The organism is Oricola nitratireducens, assembly GCF_014904745.1.
Taxonomy (GTDB): domain Bacteria; phylum Pseudomonadota; class Alphaproteobacteria; order Rhizobiales; family Rhizobiaceae; genus Oricola; species Oricola nitratireducens.
In genome coordinates this window covers 134,512-151,471 of the sequence record NZ_JACZCS010000035.1, presented here as the reverse complement: position 1 = coordinate 151,471, position 16,960 = coordinate 134,512, and the positions used below count along the sequence as shown (strand labels likewise).

Annotated in this window: 12 protein-coding genes; 10 read left to right on the top strand and 2 right to left on the bottom strand. The window is 64.4% G+C overall.

The window, feature by feature from the left end:
* On the top strand, nucleotides 1-2,450 hold a 2,450-nt coding region (locus IG169_RS17415; RefSeq protein WP_193177506.1), incomplete at its 5' end, for an EAL domain-containing protein.
* A gap of 3 nt (nucleotides 2,451-2,453) precedes the next feature.
* Here the strand turns inward: IG169_RS17415 and IG169_RS17410 are convergent.
* Nucleotides 2,454-4,169: a thiamine pyrophosphate-requiring protein gene (locus IG169_RS17410; protein ID WP_193177505.1), complete on the bottom strand. Its 1,716-nt coding sequence runs from the start codon at nucleotides 4,167-4,169 to the stop codon at nucleotides 2,454-2,456.
* Between the two features lie 162 nt (nucleotides 4,170-4,331).
* On the opposite strand from IG169_RS17410, the gene IG169_RS17405 reads away from it, so the two are divergent.
* The 6 genes from IG169_RS17405 to IG169_RS17380 are packed head-to-tail and all read left to right on the top strand — an operon-like array spanning nucleotide 4,332 to nucleotide 12,145.
* Nucleotides 4,332-5,282: a TAXI family TRAP transporter solute-binding subunit gene (locus tag IG169_RS17405; protein ID WP_193177504.1), complete on the top strand. Its 951-nt coding sequence runs from the start codon at nucleotides 4,332-4,334 to the stop codon at nucleotides 5,280-5,282.
* Between the two features lie 10 nt (nucleotides 5,283-5,292).
* Entirely contained in the window at nucleotides 5,293-7,233 is a 1,941-nt protein-coding gene (locus IG169_RS17400; protein ID WP_193177503.1) for a TRAP transporter permease, read from the top strand.
* Nucleotides 7,234-7,237: 4 nt separating this feature from the next.
* A complete protein-coding gene (locus IG169_RS17395; RefSeq protein ID WP_193177502.1) occupies nucleotides 7,238-8,026 on the top strand; it encodes an IclR family transcriptional regulator in 789 nt (262 codons plus the stop codon).
* A gap of 41 nt (nucleotides 8,027-8,067) precedes the next feature.
* A complete protein-coding gene (locus IG169_RS17390) occupies nucleotides 8,068-9,090 on the top strand; it encodes an amidohydrolase family protein (RefSeq protein WP_193177501.1) in 1,023 nt (340 codons plus the stop codon).
* A 4-nt stretch (nucleotides 9,091-9,094) separates the two neighbouring features.
* Complete coding sequence (locus tag IG169_RS17385; protein ID WP_193177500.1) at nucleotides 9,095-10,543, top strand: aldehyde dehydrogenase family protein; 1,449 nt, start codon at nucleotides 9,095-9,097, stop codon at nucleotides 10,541-10,543.
* A gap of 9 nt (nucleotides 10,544-10,552) precedes the next feature.
* Nucleotides 10,553-12,145 carry an FAD-dependent oxidoreductase gene (locus IG169_RS17380; RefSeq protein ID WP_193177499.1) on the top strand — a complete coding sequence of 531 codons (1,593 nt, stop codon included), beginning with the start codon at nucleotides 10,553-10,555 and terminating at the stop codon, nucleotides 12,143-12,145.
* Here the strand turns inward: IG169_RS17380 and IG169_RS17375 are convergent.
* Nucleotides 12,142-12,915 carry an SDR family oxidoreductase gene (locus IG169_RS17375; protein WP_193177498.1) on the bottom strand — a complete coding sequence of 258 codons (774 nt, stop codon included), beginning with the start codon at nucleotides 12,913-12,915 and terminating at the stop codon, nucleotides 12,142-12,144. The two genes, IG169_RS17380 and IG169_RS17375, sit on opposite strands and share 4 nt — an antisense overlap.
* Before the next feature lie 125 nt (nucleotides 12,916-13,040).
* Here IG169_RS17375 and IG169_RS17370 point away from each other — a divergent pair, with 125 nt between their 5' ends.
* The 3 genes from IG169_RS17370 to IG169_RS17360 all read left to right on the top strand — a co-directional run bounded on the left by IG169_RS17370 (nucleotide 13,041) and on the right by IG169_RS17360 (nucleotide 16,917).
* Nucleotides 13,041-13,784, top strand: a complete 744-nt coding sequence (locus IG169_RS17370) for a sulfite exporter TauE/SafE family protein (RefSeq protein ID WP_193177497.1) — start codon at nucleotides 13,041-13,043, stop codon at nucleotides 13,782-13,784.
* 266 nt (nucleotides 13,785-14,050) lie between these two features.
* The gene (locus tag IG169_RS17365) at nucleotides 14,051-15,703 is read left to right on the top strand and encodes a CocE/NonD family hydrolase (protein WP_193177496.1); all 1,653 of its coding nucleotides are present in this window, start codon (nucleotides 14,051-14,053) and stop codon (nucleotides 15,701-15,703) included.
* A gap of 62 nt (nucleotides 15,704-15,765) precedes the next feature.
* On the top strand, nucleotides 15,766-16,917 hold the full coding sequence (locus IG169_RS17360; protein ID WP_193177495.1) for an ABC transporter substrate-binding protein: 1,152 nt from the start codon (nucleotides 15,766-15,768) through the stop codon (nucleotides 16,915-16,917).
* The last annotated feature ends 43 nt before the right edge of the window (nucleotides 16,918-16,960 follow it).

The window sequence follows — 16,960 nt, the reverse complement described above, 5'->3', positions numbered from 1 at the left end:
TCGCCGACATCGTCCTGAACACGATCCTGGCCGGCCCCGCCGGCGGCGGCGGCGCTTACGCCTGGTTCCACTTCACCGAACGCGCCGCCCATCCGGAAAAGGCGACCAACGGAATGATCGGCGGGCTCGTCGCGATCACGGCCGGATGCCACCTGCTCGATCCTGCCTCCTCGGTTCTCGTCGGCCTAGGCGGCGGCCTCGTGGCAAGCTGGTCGAACAGGCTGCTCGAAACGCGCTTCCGCATCGACGACGCGGTCGGCGCGGTCGGCGCGCACGGCTTCGCCGGCGTTTTCGGCACACTTGCCCTCGCTCTGCTCGCGCCCGAAGCGAGCCTGCCGGCGGGATCCCACATCGACCAGTTTCTCGTCCAGTTGCTTGGCGTTTCGGTCAACTTTGTCTGGGCCTTCGGCACCGGCTACATCCTGACGCTTGTCCTCAATCGCCGGATGTCTGTTCGCGTCGACGCGGAAGCGGAGACGCGCGGCCTCAATATCGGCGAACACGAAGCTCCGCTCGGCACCGCCCATGTCGAGAACGCGATGCGCAAGCTCGTCAGCGGCGACGCCGACCTTTCGATGCGGCTCGTCTCGAGCCCCGGCGACGAGGCACAGGACCTCGCTGACGTGTTCAACGACCTGATGGACAATCTCCAGACGGCGGAACAGAAGCGTCGCCGCAAGGCGGACCAGCTTCGGTCCGTCGAGGAAGCGAACCGGCTGGCCGCGTTCGCCGACGCGACCTTCGAGGCCCTCGTGCTGGCCAGCGACCACCGCGTCATCGACGCCAATGCCGCGGCCGAAGACCTGTTCGGTCTTCCCGCGACGGAACTCCGCGGTCGTCCGGTCAAGAGCCTGTTTCCCGCGGACGACTGGCTGGCTGCGCTAGGCCACCTCGAAAGCGATACCGGCCGCCCTGCCGAGACCAGCGTCAACACGTCTGGAGACGGCCTTATCCCGGTGGAATTCCGTTGCCGCAGTATCGACTATGCCGGCCGGAATACGCAGGTCCTGGCCTTCGCCGACCTGCGCGAGCGCAAGATGGCCGAGGAGCGCATCTACCATCTCGCGATGCACGATCCGCTCACAAACCTGCCGAACCGGGCGAACTTCAACACCCGCCTGCACGATCTTCTCGGCCGGCTGGAAGAGCGCGGATCGTCGACGGCGCTGCTGCTGATCGATCTCGACCGGTTCAAGAACATCAATGACTTGCACGGCCATCAATCCGGCGACGCCGTCATCGTCGCGGTCGCCGAGCGCCTGCGCGACGCCAGCGCGCCGGGCGATTGCGTCGCGCGGCTCGGCGGCGACGAATTCGCCTTCGTTCTGGCGCATATCGATTTCCCCAACCAGGCCGCCGACCTCGCCCACCGCCTGCTGAGGGCGATTTCCGAACCGGTGTTGCTGCCGACCGGCGACACGATCCGCCCGGGGGCCTCGATCGGCGTGGCGATCGCCCCGCGCGACGCCACCGACGCCGAAACCCTGTTCCATCGCTGCGACGTCAGCCTCTATGCCGCCAAGAACAACGGCCGCAACACCTACGCCGTTTACGAACCGGGGATGGGCGAGGAGCTTCGCCGCCGCCAGGAGATGGAGGAAGACCTCAAGACCGCGGTCGACGAGGGGCAGTTCGAACTCCACTTCCAGCCGCGCCTCGACGTGACGTCGCGCTCGATCATCTCCTATGAAGCGCTATTGCGCTGGACCCATCCGCGCAGGGGCCCGGTATCGCCCTCCGACTTCATCCCGATCGCCGAACAGTCGAACCTGATCGTCAAGATCGGCGAATGGGCGCTGCGCACGGCCTGCAAGGCCGCCGCGGAGGAGTTCGGAAGTGCGGCCGTCAGCGTCAATGTCAGTCCACGCCAGTTCCAGGGCAGAGGTTTCGTCGACACCGTGCGCCACACGCTGCAGACGACCGGGCTTGCCCCGTCATGCCTGGAACTGGAGGTGACGGAGAGCCTGTTCATCGACAATTCCGACCATGCCTTCGCGGTGCTGACGGAACTGAAAACCATGGGCGTGCGTATCGCGCTCGACGATTTCGGCACCGGCTACTCGTCGCTCTCCTACGTCAAGCGCTTCCCGTTCGACACGATCAAGATCGACCAGTCCTTCATCCGCGAGATGAACGAGGACGCCAACGCGCTGCATATCATCGACACCATCCTTCGCCTGTCCGCCGGCCTCGGCATGTCGGTTGTCGCCGAGGGCGTCGAGGACGAGGCGCAACTGAGCCGGCTGGTCGCGATGGGCTGTTGCGAGATACAGGGCTATTTCGTGTCCTATCCGATGCCGCTGGCCGATGTGCCGCACAAGGCGCCGCAACATGTCCTCGACATCCTACAAGTGGCGGCCGCCGCCCAGCCCGACGCGATGATCGACACGCTCGACGAGATGGGCGCGCTTCTGCGGCGCAGCCGCATGGCCGGCAAGCGCAGCGCATGACGCTTAGTTCTTCTCCGACACGGCGATGCGCACATCCAGCACGGCCTGGCGCCGTTCGCTACGGATGACGTCGATTGCGCGTCCGAGCGCCGCCGGCAGGTCGCGGCCATGCTCGACGCGTTCGGTATGCGCCCGGCTCGCTTCGGCGACCTTCAGATAGTCCGGCGCCGGTTCGAGCGAGGTCAGCGGCATGGTGTTGGCACGCACCGCCACACCTTGCGGATAAGCGCCGACGACCGAACGACGCACCGCGTTCCACATACCGTTGTTCTTTATGATGGTCAGGACCGGCAGTTCCAGCGCCTCGGCAATCTGGTGGCAGGCGACCGGATTGGCGAAAATGTAGGAGCCGTCACCGATACAGGCAGCGACCAGCCGTTCGCGATCGGCAAGCTGCGCCCCAAGCGCCGCCGGCAGCGCCCAGCCGAGGCCACCCGAATGCGGATTGTTGAAAATCCGGTTCGGCCCGGCGACATCCATCGCGCCCGGCACCACGCCGAGTTCGCTAAACACGACAGCGCGGTCATCGATCGCGTCGGAAAGGCAGCGGCTCATCCATTCCGCCGTCATCGGGCCGGCACAACCGGCCTCTGCCTCCGCGCGCGCCTTTTCGCGCCGCTCCGCAGCGCGCGCCGCGATCGTCGTCCGGCGCGTCTCCGTGTCGCCGCCCGATGCCGTCATGGCCGCGGCAAGCGCCTCCACGGCGGCGACGGGATCGGCCGCGATCGCCAGATCGGTCTTGTAGCCGCGCACCGGCATGCGGGCGAAATGCGGATCGGCGCCAACATGGATCACCTTCACATCGCTGGACGGCGCGTGGAGAGCCTCGATCCACGGCACGCCGCTGTCGAGAACGACGACCACGTCCGCGCCCTGCATCGCGGCCTTTGCGTCGTAGCCGAGAAACATCGGATCCGAAGACGCCATCACATTGCGGATCGTAAACGGCTCGGCGACGCCGATACCGTGTCGGTTGCAGAATTCGGAGAGCCTTTGGCCGAGCACGCCGTCCGTATCGCCGCGTTGGCACAGGACAACCGGCGACGTCGCCTTGGCCAGCCATTCCGCCGCGATCGCGATCGCCTCCAGATCCGGGAAGGCACGCGTCGCCACCGGCCGAGCCTCAGCCGGCTGTTGCGGTGTTTCGATCGGAGCCGCAAGCGGTTCGCGCGGCAGGCTGAGATAGACCGGTCCCTTCGGCTCGCTTTTTGCAAGCGCCGCGGCGCGTGCGACCAGCGCCGCGCCCTGTTCCGGATAGCGCATCTCGTAATGGAACTTCGTCACGTTGGAGACGAGCGAAGCCTGGTCATACATCTCCTGCCCGTACTGGATCGGCGTGATCCGGCTGCCCAAGCGTCCGCTTTCCGTGATCGGCGTCCGTCCCGACATGACGATGACGGGAACGTTGTCGCTCGCCGCGTTGATCACCCCCATCGCCGCATTGGCGAGGCCGACATTGACGTGCACCATTACCGCCTGCGGCTTGCCGGTGACGAGGTAGTAGCCATGCGCCATGCCGACGCTCGCCGTCTCGTGCGGAATTGTGATCGCCTGCGGCACCTGCGAAACGTCCAGGCTCGCCAGTGCCTCGATGATCGGCGGGAAGTCGGTTCCCGCATTGGCGAACAGGTAATCGACACCATTCGACTTCAGCCCGGTCAGGACAGATTCGGCTCCGTTGGCCGGCAGGCGTCTGCCGTCTTGTTCCTCTGCGTTCATCAGTGCTCCTCCCGCCCTGTTGGGCTCGACCCGGCTGGACACTTCGGCTTCTATATCGAGACGAAGACACCGTTCGCCGCTAGTCACGATAAAAAATCTCATATATAAAGATTTCTGATCGGTCCATCGGAAACCTTGGCCGACGACTAAAGGGAGGAAAATATGCGCAAATTATTCGCCACAGCGACCGTGGCTTTCGGGCTGGCATTTGCCGGCGCCGCCTCGGCACAGAATGTCGGGATCGCGACGTCCAATCCTGGCTCGCTGTTCCACAATATCGGCACGGCCGTCGCCAATGCCGCCAACGAGGCCGGCCTCAACACCACCATCCAGCCTGCGACCAGCCCGAACCAGTTCATCCCCTATCTGAATTCAGGCGGCATCGAGTTCGGCGTCGCCAATCTGCAGGAAGTCAACTACGCGATCACCGGCGACGCCTGGTGGAATGGCGTGAAAAATCCCGAGCTGCGTATCGTCGGCATGCTGATGCCGCTCGTCGAGGCGATCTTCGTGCGCAAGGACAGCGACATCATGTCGGTCACCGACCTGAAGGGCAAGGCGATGGTCGACGGCTACACGGCGCAGAACACCATCCTGCCGCAGCTCGACGCGATTTACGCGACCGCCGGCATGAGCCGTAGCGACATGACGCCGGTCAACGTCACATCGGTCGTCGCCGGTGCCGACGCCTTCATGGCCGGCGACGCTGTCGGTTTCATCTTCGCCCACGGCGCCGGCAAGGTGCGCGAGGCGGATGCCGCCGTCGGCGGCCTGCGTGCGCTTCCGGTCGTCGACTCGAGCGATGCCGGCCTCGCCGCCGCACGCGAACACTGGCCGACCGCCTCCTTCAAGAAACTGCCGGCCGGCGCGATGCCCGGCGTTCTGGAAGACAATGTCTATATTGCCTTCCCGCAGGTCGTCTTCACCCATGCCGGCGTCCCGGACGATGTCGTCTACGCGATGACCAAGGCGATGTATGAAGGCAAGGCCGCGATGGCCGCCACCTTTCCGCCCTTCAAGGCGTTCAATCCCAAGGACATGAAGGGCGACCCGGGGGTGGCGCAGTTCCATCCGGGCGCCTTGCGTTTCTACAAAGAAGTCGGCCTGGACTAAGGCGCGAAACATGCCCGCAACCAAACAGGGAGCGGCCGGGACCGGCCTCTCTCCCGCGCTCTGGCGGCCCGTCGCCGACACGCTGGCGTTTCTCGTCACCCTGACGGCGATCTGCTGGGCGCTGTCCGTGCCCCGCTATCTGGGGCTGGGCTTCTACCCGCAGCAGTTCTTCGCGGCGATCCTCGCCCTCGTGCTGCCGATCGCCTTTCTCACCTTGCCAGCCCGCCGGCACGAGGCGCGCGAATTCGTGCCCTGGCACGATGCCCTGCTAGCTTTGGTTTCCTTCGCTGCCGTCGCCTTTATCGCCGTCGGCTACCCGCAATTCGTCCTTCAGATATTCTCCCGACCCGTCGAGGTCTGGCTCCCCGGCATTATCATCGTTGTGCTCGTCCTGGAGGCGCTGCGCCGCGCGACCGGCTGGGCGCTGGTCATCATCATCTGCGCCTTCCTGCTCTATGCCCTGTTCGGCAATCTCATCCCCGGACGGCTGCAGGGCCGGCCGCAGAACTGGCAGCTGTTGTCCGGCTACATGGCGCTTGATTCCAACGGCATTCTCGGCCTGCCGATGTCTGTCGCCTCGACCGTCGTCGTTGCCTTCATCCTTTTTGGCACCCTGCTTGGCATCACCGGCGGCTCGCGCTTCTTCACCGACGCCGCGATGATCGGCATGGGGCGGTTCCGCGGCGGCTCGATGAAGATCGCCGTCCTAGCCTCGGCGCTGTTCGGCTCGATTTCCGGCTCAGCGGTTGCGAATGTCGTCGGCACCGGCGTCGTCACGATCCCGATGATCAAGCGCGACGGCTATCCCGGCCACAAGGCAGCAGCGATCGAGGCCGTCGCGTCGACGGGCGGCCAGCTAATGCCGCCGGTCATGGGCGCCTCGGCCTTCCTGATGGCCGAGTTCCTGGCCGTGCCCTATTCCTCGATCGTCATGGCCGCGCTCGTTCCCGCCCTGCTCTACTACGTCGCGCTGTTCATCCAGGCGGATCTTGAAGCCGCCAAGATGGGCATCCTCCCCCTGCCGAAGTCCGAGATCCCGGAAGGCAGGATCGTCGCCCGCGGAATCCACTTCGCACTGGCCTTTGCCGTCCTGATCTACCTCCTGTTCTGGCAGCACTACCAGCCGGAGCGCGCGGCTCTCTGGTCCGCCGTCGTGCTGATCGTCACGTCGCTGGCGATCGGCTATCGCGGTCAGCGTCCGACCCTGCGCCAGATCTTCGACAGCATGTCGGGCACCGGCCATTCGGTGGTCGAGATCATCCTGATTTCGGCCGCATCCGGGCTCGTGATCGGCGTCCTGAACGTCACCGGCCTCAGTTTCAACCTGACCTATTCGCTGGTGCAGATCGGCGGCGGCAGCGCGATCGTTCTCCTCGCATTGTCGGCGATCGTCTGCATCGTCCTCGGCATGGGCCTGCCGACACTCGGCGTCTACGTATTGCTCGCGGCGCTGGTGGCGCCGGCGCTGATCCAGGTCGGCATCGACCCGATCGGCGCCCATCTTTACGTTCTCTATTTCGGCATGATGTCGATGATCACCCCGCCGATCGCGCTTGCCGCTTTCGCGGCGGCGTCCATCGCCAAATCGCCGGCCATGGCGACGGGATGGGCGGCGATGAAATTCGGCTGGCTGGCCTACATCATTCCGTTCCTGTTCGTCTTTTCGCCGACGCTTCTGCTGATCGGCGCGCCCGTGGACATCGCCATCGCGATTGCCACCGCAATCGTCGGCGTCTGGCTGGTCTCGGCGGCGTTGGCCGGTTATTTCGTTGCGCGCCTGTCACCGGTGTTGCGAACATTGTTCGCCATGTGCGGCCTGCTTGCGCTGGTGCCGGCCGGCGCCTTTTCCGGCGCCGTCTTCACCGATGTCATCGGCGTCATCGGCGGCATTGTCCTGATGGCCAGCGAAATCATGCGCAACCGGCGCGATCCGGCACCTGCAGAGGGTTGAAACCATGGCCGCACGCAACAGTCTCGAGCGGGTGATCGCGCTCCTCGACGTCTTCACCGAAGATCACCTTGAATGGACGCCGGAAGAGATGATGGCCGAACTCGGATACAGCCGGCCGACGCTCTACCGCTACCTGAAGACGTTGAAGGAAGCGGGTTTCCTGACATCTATGCCATCGGGCGGCTTCACGCTCGGCCCGCGCGTCGTCGAGATGGACTTCCTGATGCGCAAGTCCGACCCGCTGGTGTGTTACGCCCAACCACATCTCGAAGCGCTCGCCGCCATGTGGCCGTGCAATTCGCTGATCGTGCGCTGGTACGGCAACAAGCTCCTCTGCGTTGCATCGGAGTCGTCGACCGCCGATGTCGAAACGAGCTATCCGCGCGGCCGCCCGATGCCTCTCGCGCGCGGCGCGATCTCGCGCGCCATCATCGCATTTCTTCCCCGTCGCAAACTGCTGCCGGTGGTCGACGCCAACCTGACGGATCTGGCCGAAGTTGGGCTCGGAAACGACCGCGACGCGGTCCTGGAGTCGCTGCGTCAGGTTCGGCGCGCCGGCTATGCCGTCGCCTATGGCGAGGTGACACCCGGCGTGGCCGGGATCGCTGCGCCCGTTTTCGACGGTGGCACGAGCCCCATCGCGTCTCTTTGCGTCACGATTGCCCGCGAAGTCGCCGACAGCCACGGCGTCGACGCCATCGGCCGGCGGGTCGCAGAATACGCCGGCGAAGTCAGCGCGCGTCTTTCCCGCGACCGCACGGCAGCGGAAAGCGAAGCGGCGCGAAACGCCTGACCATTTCAGACCATTGCAACATCGATATTGCGGAGCAAAGAATGAAGAAGATCGACATTTTCAACCACATCTGGCCGAAACCCTTCCATCAGGCACTCATCGACCTCGTTGGCTCGACGTCCGACATTACCCGCCGCTCGGAAGCGGTGCCGATGATGACCGACCTCGACCGCCGCTTCGAGGTGATGGACATGTTCGGTGAGGATTATTGCCAGGTCCTGTCGCTGGCCTCGCCGCCGCTCGAACATGTGGCCGGCCCCGAGCAGGCGCTCGAACTGTCGCGGATCGGCACCGATTCCATGGCCGACCTTTGCGCGAAGTATCCCGCGCGTTTCCCGGCTTTCATCTCGACAGCCGTATTGACCGACCCGGCCGGCGCAATCACGGAAGCGCGCCGCGCGATCGAGGAAGCAGGAGCGGCCGGCATACAGATCTTCACCAATGTGAAGGGCAAGCCGCTCGACTCGCCCGAATTCTCCGACTTCTTCGCCTATCTGGGCGAAGCCGGAAAACCCGTCTGGATGCACCCGGCGCGCGGCGCGAACTTCCCGGACTACCTGACCGAGGATCGCTCCGAATACGAGATCTGGTGGACCTTCGGCTGGCCCTACGAGACATCGGCCGCGATGGCGCGGATGGTGTTTTCCGGCATGTTCGACAAATATCCGAGCCTCAAGGTCATCACCCATCACGCCGGCGGCATGGTGCCATTCTTCGAGGGCCGCGTCGGCCCCGGCTGGGACCAGATGGGCGCGCGCACGACCGACCGCGACCTCGCCGCCGTGCGCAAGGCGCTGAAGCGCCCGCATCTGGAATATTTCAAGGATTTCTACGCCGACACGGCCTCGTTCGGATCGCGCAAGGCGATCGAGCACGCCATCGAGTTCTTCGGCGAGGATCACGTGCTGTTCGCCTCCGACGCGCCGTTCGATCCCGAGGCCGGCCCGATGTATATCCGCGAGACGATCCGCATCATCGAGGAGATGGACATCTCCGAGGAACTGCGCCGCAAGATTTTCCAGGACAATGCCGTCAACCTGCTCGGCCTGAAGCTCAAGGGGTGACGCGATGACTTATCCAGACGCGAAGAACTACATCGCCGGCAAGTGGATCGAGGGTGGCGCCGCGCCCAGCGAGAGCGTCAACCCGGCCGACGGCAGCGTGCTCGGGCACTTCTTTCCGGGCTCGAAGGCCCTTGTCGAAGAGGCGGCAGCCGTCGCGCGCAGAACCTTCCTGACGACCGGCTGGGCCGCCTCGCCGCGCCTGCGCGCGCAGGTGCTGTTCGAATTCGCCGACCGGCTGGAAGCCGCAAAGGACGAACTGGTCGACCTGATCGTCGCCGAGAACGGCAAGCTGCGCGGCGAAGCCGTCGGCGAGATGATGGGATCGATTTCCGAGACCAGATACTATGCCGGCCTGGCGCGCACGGTGCTCGGCCGCACGCTCGAAAGCGCGCCCGGAAATTTCTCGATGATGAACCGCGAAGCCGCCGGCGTCGCGGCGATCATCGTGCCATGGAACGCGCCGGTGACGCTGCATGTCCGCTCGCTCGCCCCAGCGCTGGCCGCGGGCTGCACTGCGGTCGTCAAGCCGGCGATCCAGACGCCGCTGGTTCATGCCCGTGTCATGCGCTGCCTCGATGAATGCCCGTCGCTTCCCGCCGGCATCGTCAACTCGGTCAACGAAAACGGTACCGAAGTCGGCGAGGCGATGATCGCCTCGCCCGATATCGATGTCATCTCGTTTACGGGATCGAGCCGGACAGGCAAACGCATCATGGCCGGTGCCGCGCCGACCCTGAAGCGACTCTCGCTGGAACTCGGCGGCAAGGCCCCGGCTGTGATCTTCCCCGATGCCGATCTGGACGGCGCGGTGAAGGAACTCACCCATGGCGCGCTGGTGATGGCCGGTCAGATCTGCGTTGCCGCCGCCCGCTTTCTTGTCCACAAATCCGTACAAGCGGATTTCGAGGCACGCATCAAGCCGGCATTCGAGGCGGTGAAGGTCGGTCCCGGCGCCGATCCGTCGAGCGAGATGGGCTCGCTGATCGATATCGCCAACCAGAAACGCATCATGGGCCTGATCGAACAGGCGGGTGACGAGGGCGAACTGATCCTGACGGGCAAGCCGCTCGACAAGGGCGCCTTCATTACGCCGACGCTGTTCCGCATCGACGACCTGCAGTCGGATCTCGTCCATGAGGAACTGTTCGGCCCGATCGTTTCCATCGAGACCTTCGAGGACGAGGCGGAGGCCGTCACCAAGGCGAACGCCACGAAATACGGGCTTGCGGCGAGCGTCTTCACCCGCGACCTCAACCGCGCCATGCGCATGTCGCGGGCGATCCGGGCCGGCACGGTCTGGCTCAACTCGCATACGCGGCTGCTTGCCGAGGGCGAGACCGGCGGCTACGGCCAGTCTGGCATCGGACGCCTGCATGGCGTCGAAGGCCTCAACGATTTTCTCGAAACCAAGCACGTCTATCTCGAGGCGGGCACGGTGTATGGCGAGGCATGACGCGAAGAGATGACACGTAAAGACAGCAACAGCGACGTCGTCATCGTCGGCGGCGGACCGGTCGGCATGGGCCTGGCGATCGAACTCGGCCAGCGTGGCGTGTCCGTCATCGTGGTCGAACGCCACGAAAAGCCGCAACCGATCCCCAAGGGCCAGAACCTGACCCAGCGCACCATGGAGCATTTCCATTTCTGGAACGCGGAAAAGGAACTGCGCGCCGCGCGCACGGTGCCGAGCGAATACGGCATCGGCGGGCTGACGGCTTACGGCACCCTGTTGAGCGACTACCACTATGACTGGCTGAAGCGCGAGTTGGTGCGCCCCTACTACTTCACCGACAACGAGCGCCTGCCACAATATGCGACCGAGGAGGTGCTGCGCGCCCGCGCCGCGCAAATCCCCGGAATCGATATTCTCTATGGCTGGTCCGGCGAGGACGTCGTCCAGGACGAAGACGGGGTGACCGTAACGATATCTGCGCGCGATGGAGACGCCACCCGGACGCTACGCGCGAAATATACGGTTGGTTGCGACGGCAGCCGCTCGGTCATACGCGACCGGGCCGGCATCACGCAGACCCGCTCCGAGCACGACAAGCTGATGGTCTTGCTCGTCTTCAGGTCTGAGGAACTGCATGAGCTTCTTAAACGCTATCCGGGCAAGTCGTTCTACAACGTGCTGCACCCAGACCTTAACGGTTACTGGTTGTTCTTCGGACGGGTGGATCTAGGCTCGACCTGGTTTTTCCATGCGCCGGTCCCGCTTGGCACGACGAAGGACAATTTCGACTTCACCGACTATCTGCATCGCGCGGTCGGCGCCGAATTCGCGGTCGAATTCGAGCACATAGGCTTCTGGGAACTGCGCATCGCCCTCGCCGACACATACCGCGCCGGCAATATCTTCATTGCGGGCGATGCCGCGCACAGCCATCCGCCCTATGGCGGATTCGGCGTCAACACCGGTTTCGAGGACGCGCGCAATCTCGGCTGGAAACTCGCCGCCGCGCTTCAGGGCTGGGGCGGCGAGGATCTGCTCGACAGCTACGACGCCGAGCGTCGTCCGGTCTTTGCCTCTACCGCGCGCGACTTCATCGAGAATTTCATCGAGGAAGACCGGGAATTCCTCATGCGTCACGATCCGGAAAAGGATCGTGCGGAATTCGAGAAAGCATGGAACAAACGCGCAGCCGGATCCGCCGAGGTCCAGTCTTACGAGCCGAACTATGAGGGGTCGCCGGTCGTGTTCGGCCCCGAGGGCGGGACGTGTAGCGCCAGCGGCAGCCATGTCTTTGCGGCACGCGCCGGCCACCATCTTGCGCCGCAGCCACTCTCGTCCGGCCGCAATCTCTACGAAGATATGGGACCCGGTTTCACGCTCGTCGCGCTCGATGCGGACAAACCCGACACCGCCGCATTCCAGGTGGCGGCAGCTCGACTGGGCATTCCGTTGACCGTGATCGCGGACAGTTTCGCCGGAGGCCGGGAGAAGATGGAAGCGCGCCTGACGCTGGTGCGGCCGGACCAGTTCGTCGCCTGGACCGGCGACAGCGCCGGACCGGATGCGAACGCCATCCTCACCCGAGCCGCGAGTTTGGATTAGTGGCCGAGTCCCAGCGCATCGGCGGCGAGCAGCGCCGTCGTTCCGCCGTCTATGGGGATGTCGACGCCCTTGACCCAGCTGCTCTGCGGCCCGGCGAGGAAGGCGACGACGGCCGCCACTTCCTCCGGCTGTCCCGATCGGCGGGTGCGCGCCATCATCGCAGTCGCTCGCTCACCGAAGGCATTGACGAAATCGTCGAGGATGCGGGTTTCGACAGCGGCCGGGCTGACGGTGTTGATGCGGATGTCCCTGGCGATCAGCGGCTCGACCTGACCGACCGACCAGGCGATGACCGCCTCCTTCGACAGATCGTAGGCGCGCACCGGATCGATCTCCTGCTCCGCGATGAAGGTGGGCAACCCCTCCACGCCCGGCAGAGCGAGCAGCGCCTTCACCTGCGCGATATTCTCTTTCCAGCGCGCACCGGCCTTCGAAGCCACATTGACGACCGACGCACCGGGCCCGAGCTTCGGCAACAGCGCTTTGGTCATCATGATCAGGCCGAAGGCATTGACCGCCAGGATCTTTTCCTCGAGGTCGGGACGCGGCGGCAGGCCGGCGCAGTTGACCAGGACGTCGAACGGTCCGTCCACCTTGCCGGCGGCAGCGAGAATGGCATCCGGATCGGACATGTCGACCTCGATCCACCGGTCGACATCGGAAACGGGTTCGGCGATGTCGAAACCGGTGATGTGGGCGCCCTGCGCCTTCAGTTTCGCCGCCGTCGCCGCGCCGATGCCATGAGCCGCGCCCGTCATTGCCACTTTCATCGCGTCCTCTCCTCTGTTCCGCAGACCGGCCGGAATGCCCGCCCCGGCTTCACGACAGGAAGCATGCTTGGCGAAAAATTTCCAGCGCGATACGCTAGAATCTCATTATTTGGGATATCGGATAGATGAATCTGGAAATCGAACTGGCGCTCGCCGCCCTCGCACTGGCGGCCGGCGGCATCCTCAAGGGCGCGACCGGCGCCGGGGCGCCGATCGTCGCCGTGCCGATGCTGTCGCTGATTTTCGATGTCCGTTATGCAGTCGCCATCCTCGTGGTACCGAACCTGATCACCAATTTCTGGCAGTGGTGGCAGTACCGCGACAGGATGCTTCCCGCCCTGTTCACCTGGCTGTTCGCCGGCGGCGGCGCGCTCGGCGCGCTGGCGGGTTCCTTCATGCTGGCCTACGCTCCGCCGAACCTGCTTCTGATCGGCGTCGGCATCGTTGTCCTGCTCTATATCGCCTTCCGGCTGGTTCGCACCGACTGGTTCCTGCCCTATGCCCGCGGACTGCGACTTGCCGGACCGGCGGGCTTCCTCGGCGGCATGCTGCAGGGCGCGTCCGGCCTTTCAGCGCCGGTGTCGATCTCCTTCATGAACGCGTTGCGCCTCGAACGTCCCAGCTTCATCGCGACGATCTCGGTATTCTTCATCATGATGTCGGCGGTCCAGGTTCCCGCGCTCGCCGGCCTCGGCCTGCTGAACGTCAAAATATTGTTGCACGGCGCACTCGCCTTGGTGCCGCTTCTCGGTTTCATGCCTGTCGGCGCCTACCTCGCCCGTCACATCCGCAAAGAAACTTTCGACAGGCTGATTCTCGCGCTGCTTGCCTTGATCGCTGCGAAAATCCTCGTTTCGCCATTGCTGTGACGGGGCCGGTGCCGAAACCGGCATTCCCCGAGGGTCGCACGCTCAAGGAAGCGGATTGTATGCATGAGTGCGAATTTCGGAATAACGCGACGTTTCGTCCACGATTGAGAATTTGCTTGAATTTCTTCGGTAGATAGGGAGATTATCCGCCAACGAGGGGATGTGCCGGGACAAGGCGGATCGGCACTTATGTATACCTGAACGCGATGCGACTTTCGTGAGACCGCATCCCGTTCGAGCAGCTAATACAAAGAATGGGAGGAGAAATGGCGACATTTGAATACCGTTTCAGGCCTCCGCTTTCCGCCCCGGAGGATCGCGGCGGCACGCCGCCGAAATACCAGCGTATCGAGATCGATGGAGTCCTTTACGAAAAGGACGTGCCCGTCACCCTCCCCGACGGCGTGACGATCCACGTCGACGTCTTCCGCCCGCTCGACGGGATTGCCGCCCCGCTGATCGGCTGGGGCCCCTACGGCAAGCACGGCCACACGCGCTATTCGGTCAATTTTCCGGCCGCCGACGTCGATGACGAGAAGCTGTCGGCCTACACCGCCTTCGAGGCACCCGACCCGGTCTACTGGGCGCGCCACGGCTACGCGGTCATCAACGCCGACCCGCGCGGCACATGGTATTCGCAGGGCCGCGCCACCTATCTCTCGCCCGAAGAGGCCGAGGATTACGCCGCGCTGATCGAATGGGCAGGAACGCAGCCCTGGTCGAACGGCAAGGTCGGCCTGTCCGGCGTGTCCTACCTCACCTCCTCGCAATGGCGCGTCGCCGAACTCAATCCCCCGCATTTGGCCGCCATCAATCCGTGGGAAGGCTGGAGCGACACCTATCGCGAGGTTGTGCGCCACGGCGGCATCCCCGAAACCTCGTTCTGGGACTATCTGCCCGGCCGCTGGGGCCATTCGGTAACGGAAATCGAAGACCTTCGGCTCGAAACGAAGGAACGAACGCTTTTCGACGCCTATTGGGACAGCAAGCGGGCGAAACTGGAAAGGATCGAGGTTCCGGCCTTCGTCTGTGCAAGCTGGACCGACCAGGCGCTGCACACCCGCGGCACGCTCGAAGGCTTCCGACGCATCTCCTCGAAGCAGAAATGGCTCTATGTCCATGGCCGTAAGAAATGGGCGCATTACTACGAGCCGCGCTGCGTCGAGATGCAACGCGCCTTTTTCGATCATTTCCTCCTCGGTAAGGAGACTGAAGTCACGGCCTGGCCGCCGGTGCGCTACGAACTGCGCGAGAAATACTACCAGGGCGCCGAACTCCCCGCTCGCCAGTGGCCGATCGAGGATACGGACTATGTCCCGCTCTATCTGGCTCCGGGCCGCCTCGACGCCGCACCCGGCGGTCCGGCGACGGTCTCCTACGACCCGACCGCCGGCGAAAGCCTGACCTTCGATCACCGTTTCGACGAGACCACCGACATCGTAGGGCACATGGCGCTGAAGCTTTGGGTCTCGGTCGATGTGGGCGACGACATGGATATCTTCGTCGCCGTCCAGAAGCTCGACGCCGCCGGCACCATCGTGCCGTTCGCCTATTACGCCCAGTTCGAGGACGGGCCGGTCGCGCTCGGCTGGCTGCGCGTCTCGCATCGCGAACTCGACGCGGCAGCCTCCACGCCCTTCATGCCGGTCCTCGCCCACCGGCGCGAACGGAAGCTTGCTCCGGGCGAGATCGTGCCGGTCGACATCGAAATCTGGCCGTCCGGAACACGCTTCGAGGCTGGCGAAAACCTGCGGCTCGTCATCCAGGGGTCCGACATCTACGACTATCCCAAGCCGAGCGTCCATGCGCGGCACGAGGATCTGCGCAATGCCGGACGCCAGAATGTTCACATGGGCGGCGATCGGCCCGCCCGGCTCTTGTTGCCGATCATCGATACGGCGCGCGGTTCCCCAAATTGACGCAAAGGTGCTGCAAGCCTACGCTTTTTCGAAAACCGACAATCATGTCAGGGAGGAAAAACATGAGAAAGACACTAACAGCCGTCTGCGCATTGACCTTGTCGCTGCTGGGCGGCTCGGCGATGGCCCAGGACACAGTGAAAATCGGCATCATCAACGCCTATTCCGGGCAGTTCGCCGATCCCGGCGCGCAGCTCGACGCGGGCATCAAGCTTTACATGCAGCAGCATGGCGACGAAGTCGCCGGCAAGAAGATCGAGATCATCCGCAAGGATGTCGGCGGCATCGCGCCCGACGTCGCCAAACGCCTTGCCGAGGAACTCGTGGTGCGCGATGGCGTCGATATCCTGGCCGGAGCGCTTCTCACACCCAACGCGCTTGCGATGGGCGATGTGTCGGCTGAAGCCGAAAAGTTCATGGTGGTCATGAATGCCACCACGCCGGTGATCATCACCAAGTCGCCCTACATGATCCGGACCTCGGCCACAGCCAGCCAGATCAACGGCAATTTCGGCGCCTGGGTCGCCAAGCAAGGCGTCAAGCAGGTCTATACGATGGTGACGGATTACGGCCCGGGAATCGGCTCCGGCGCCGCGTTCGAGGAGGCCTTCAAGGCCGCCGGCGGCGAAGTCGTCGGCCAGGACCGCACACCGGTCGTCAATCCCGACTTCGCTCCCTTCGTCCAGCGCATCGCCGAGGCGAAGCCGGAAGCGCTCTACGTCTGGGTGCCCGGCGGCACGCAGCCGCCGGCCCTCGGCAAGGCCCTCGCCGAACGCGGCATCACCGCGAAGAACACCAAGATCTACGGCCAAGGCGAACTGACCGATGACGCCGCGCTAGAGGCGATGGGCGAAACCGCGGCCGGCATCATCACCGCCTATCACTACAACGTGCACCGCGACGATCCGCTCAACAACGAGTTCGTCAAGGCATACCGTGACGCCAATGACGGCCGTGATCCCGACATCTACTCGATCGGCGCCTATGACGGCATGGCGGCAATCTACAAGGCGCTGGAAGCCACCGGCGGCGACGCCTCCGCCGCGGCGCTGATCAAGGCGGCCAAGGGCATGACTTGGGACAGCCCGCGCGGCCCGATGGGCATCGACGCCGAGACCGGAGACGTGGTTCAGACGATCTGGATACGCGAAGTGCAGATGGTCGACGGCAAGCCGCAAAACGTCATCATCGACCAGATCGATAACGCAAGATAGACTGATCCCCGGGGCCGGCGCGGCATGTCCGCGCCGGCCTTTT

Excerpts from the sequence above, each read along its gene's own strand:
- IG169_RS17365 (WP_193177496.1), top strand. The coding sequence starts at position 14,051 with ATGGCGACATTTGAATACCGTTTCAGGCCTCCGCTTTCCGCCCCGGAG.
- IG169_RS17360 (WP_193177495.1), top strand. The coding sequence starts at position 15,766 with ATGAGAAAGACACTAACAGCCGTCTGCGCATTGACCTTGTCGCTGCTG.
- IG169_RS17380 (WP_193177499.1), top strand. The coding sequence starts at position 10,553 with ATGACACGTAAAGACAGCAACAGCGACGTCGTCATCGTCGGCGGCGGA.
- IG169_RS17405 (WP_193177504.1), top strand. The coding sequence starts at position 4,332 with ATGCGCAAATTATTCGCCACAGCGACCGTGGCTTTCGGGCTGGCATTT.
- IG169_RS17410 (WP_193177505.1), bottom strand. The coding sequence starts at position 4,169 with ATGAACGCAGAGGAACAAGACGGCAGACGCCTGCCGGCCAACGGAGCC.
- IG169_RS17385 (WP_193177500.1), top strand. The coding sequence starts at position 9,095 with ATGACTTATCCAGACGCGAAGAACTACATCGCCGGCAAGTGGATCGAG.
- IG169_RS17395 (WP_193177502.1), top strand. The coding sequence starts at position 7,238 with ATGGCCGCACGCAACAGTCTCGAGCGGGTGATCGCGCTCCTCGACGTC.
- IG169_RS17370 (WP_193177497.1), top strand. The coding sequence starts at position 13,041 with ATGAATCTGGAAATCGAACTGGCGCTCGCCGCCCTCGCACTGGCGGCC.
- IG169_RS17390 (WP_193177501.1), top strand. The coding sequence starts at position 8,068 with ATGAAGAAGATCGACATTTTCAACCACATCTGGCCGAAACCCTTCCAT.
- IG169_RS17400 (WP_193177503.1), top strand. The coding sequence starts at position 5,293 with ATGCCCGCAACCAAACAGGGAGCGGCCGGGACCGGCCTCTCTCCCGCG.
- IG169_RS17375 (WP_193177498.1), bottom strand. The coding sequence starts at position 12,915 with ATGAAAGTGGCAATGACGGGCGCGGCTCATGGCATCGGCGCGGCGACG.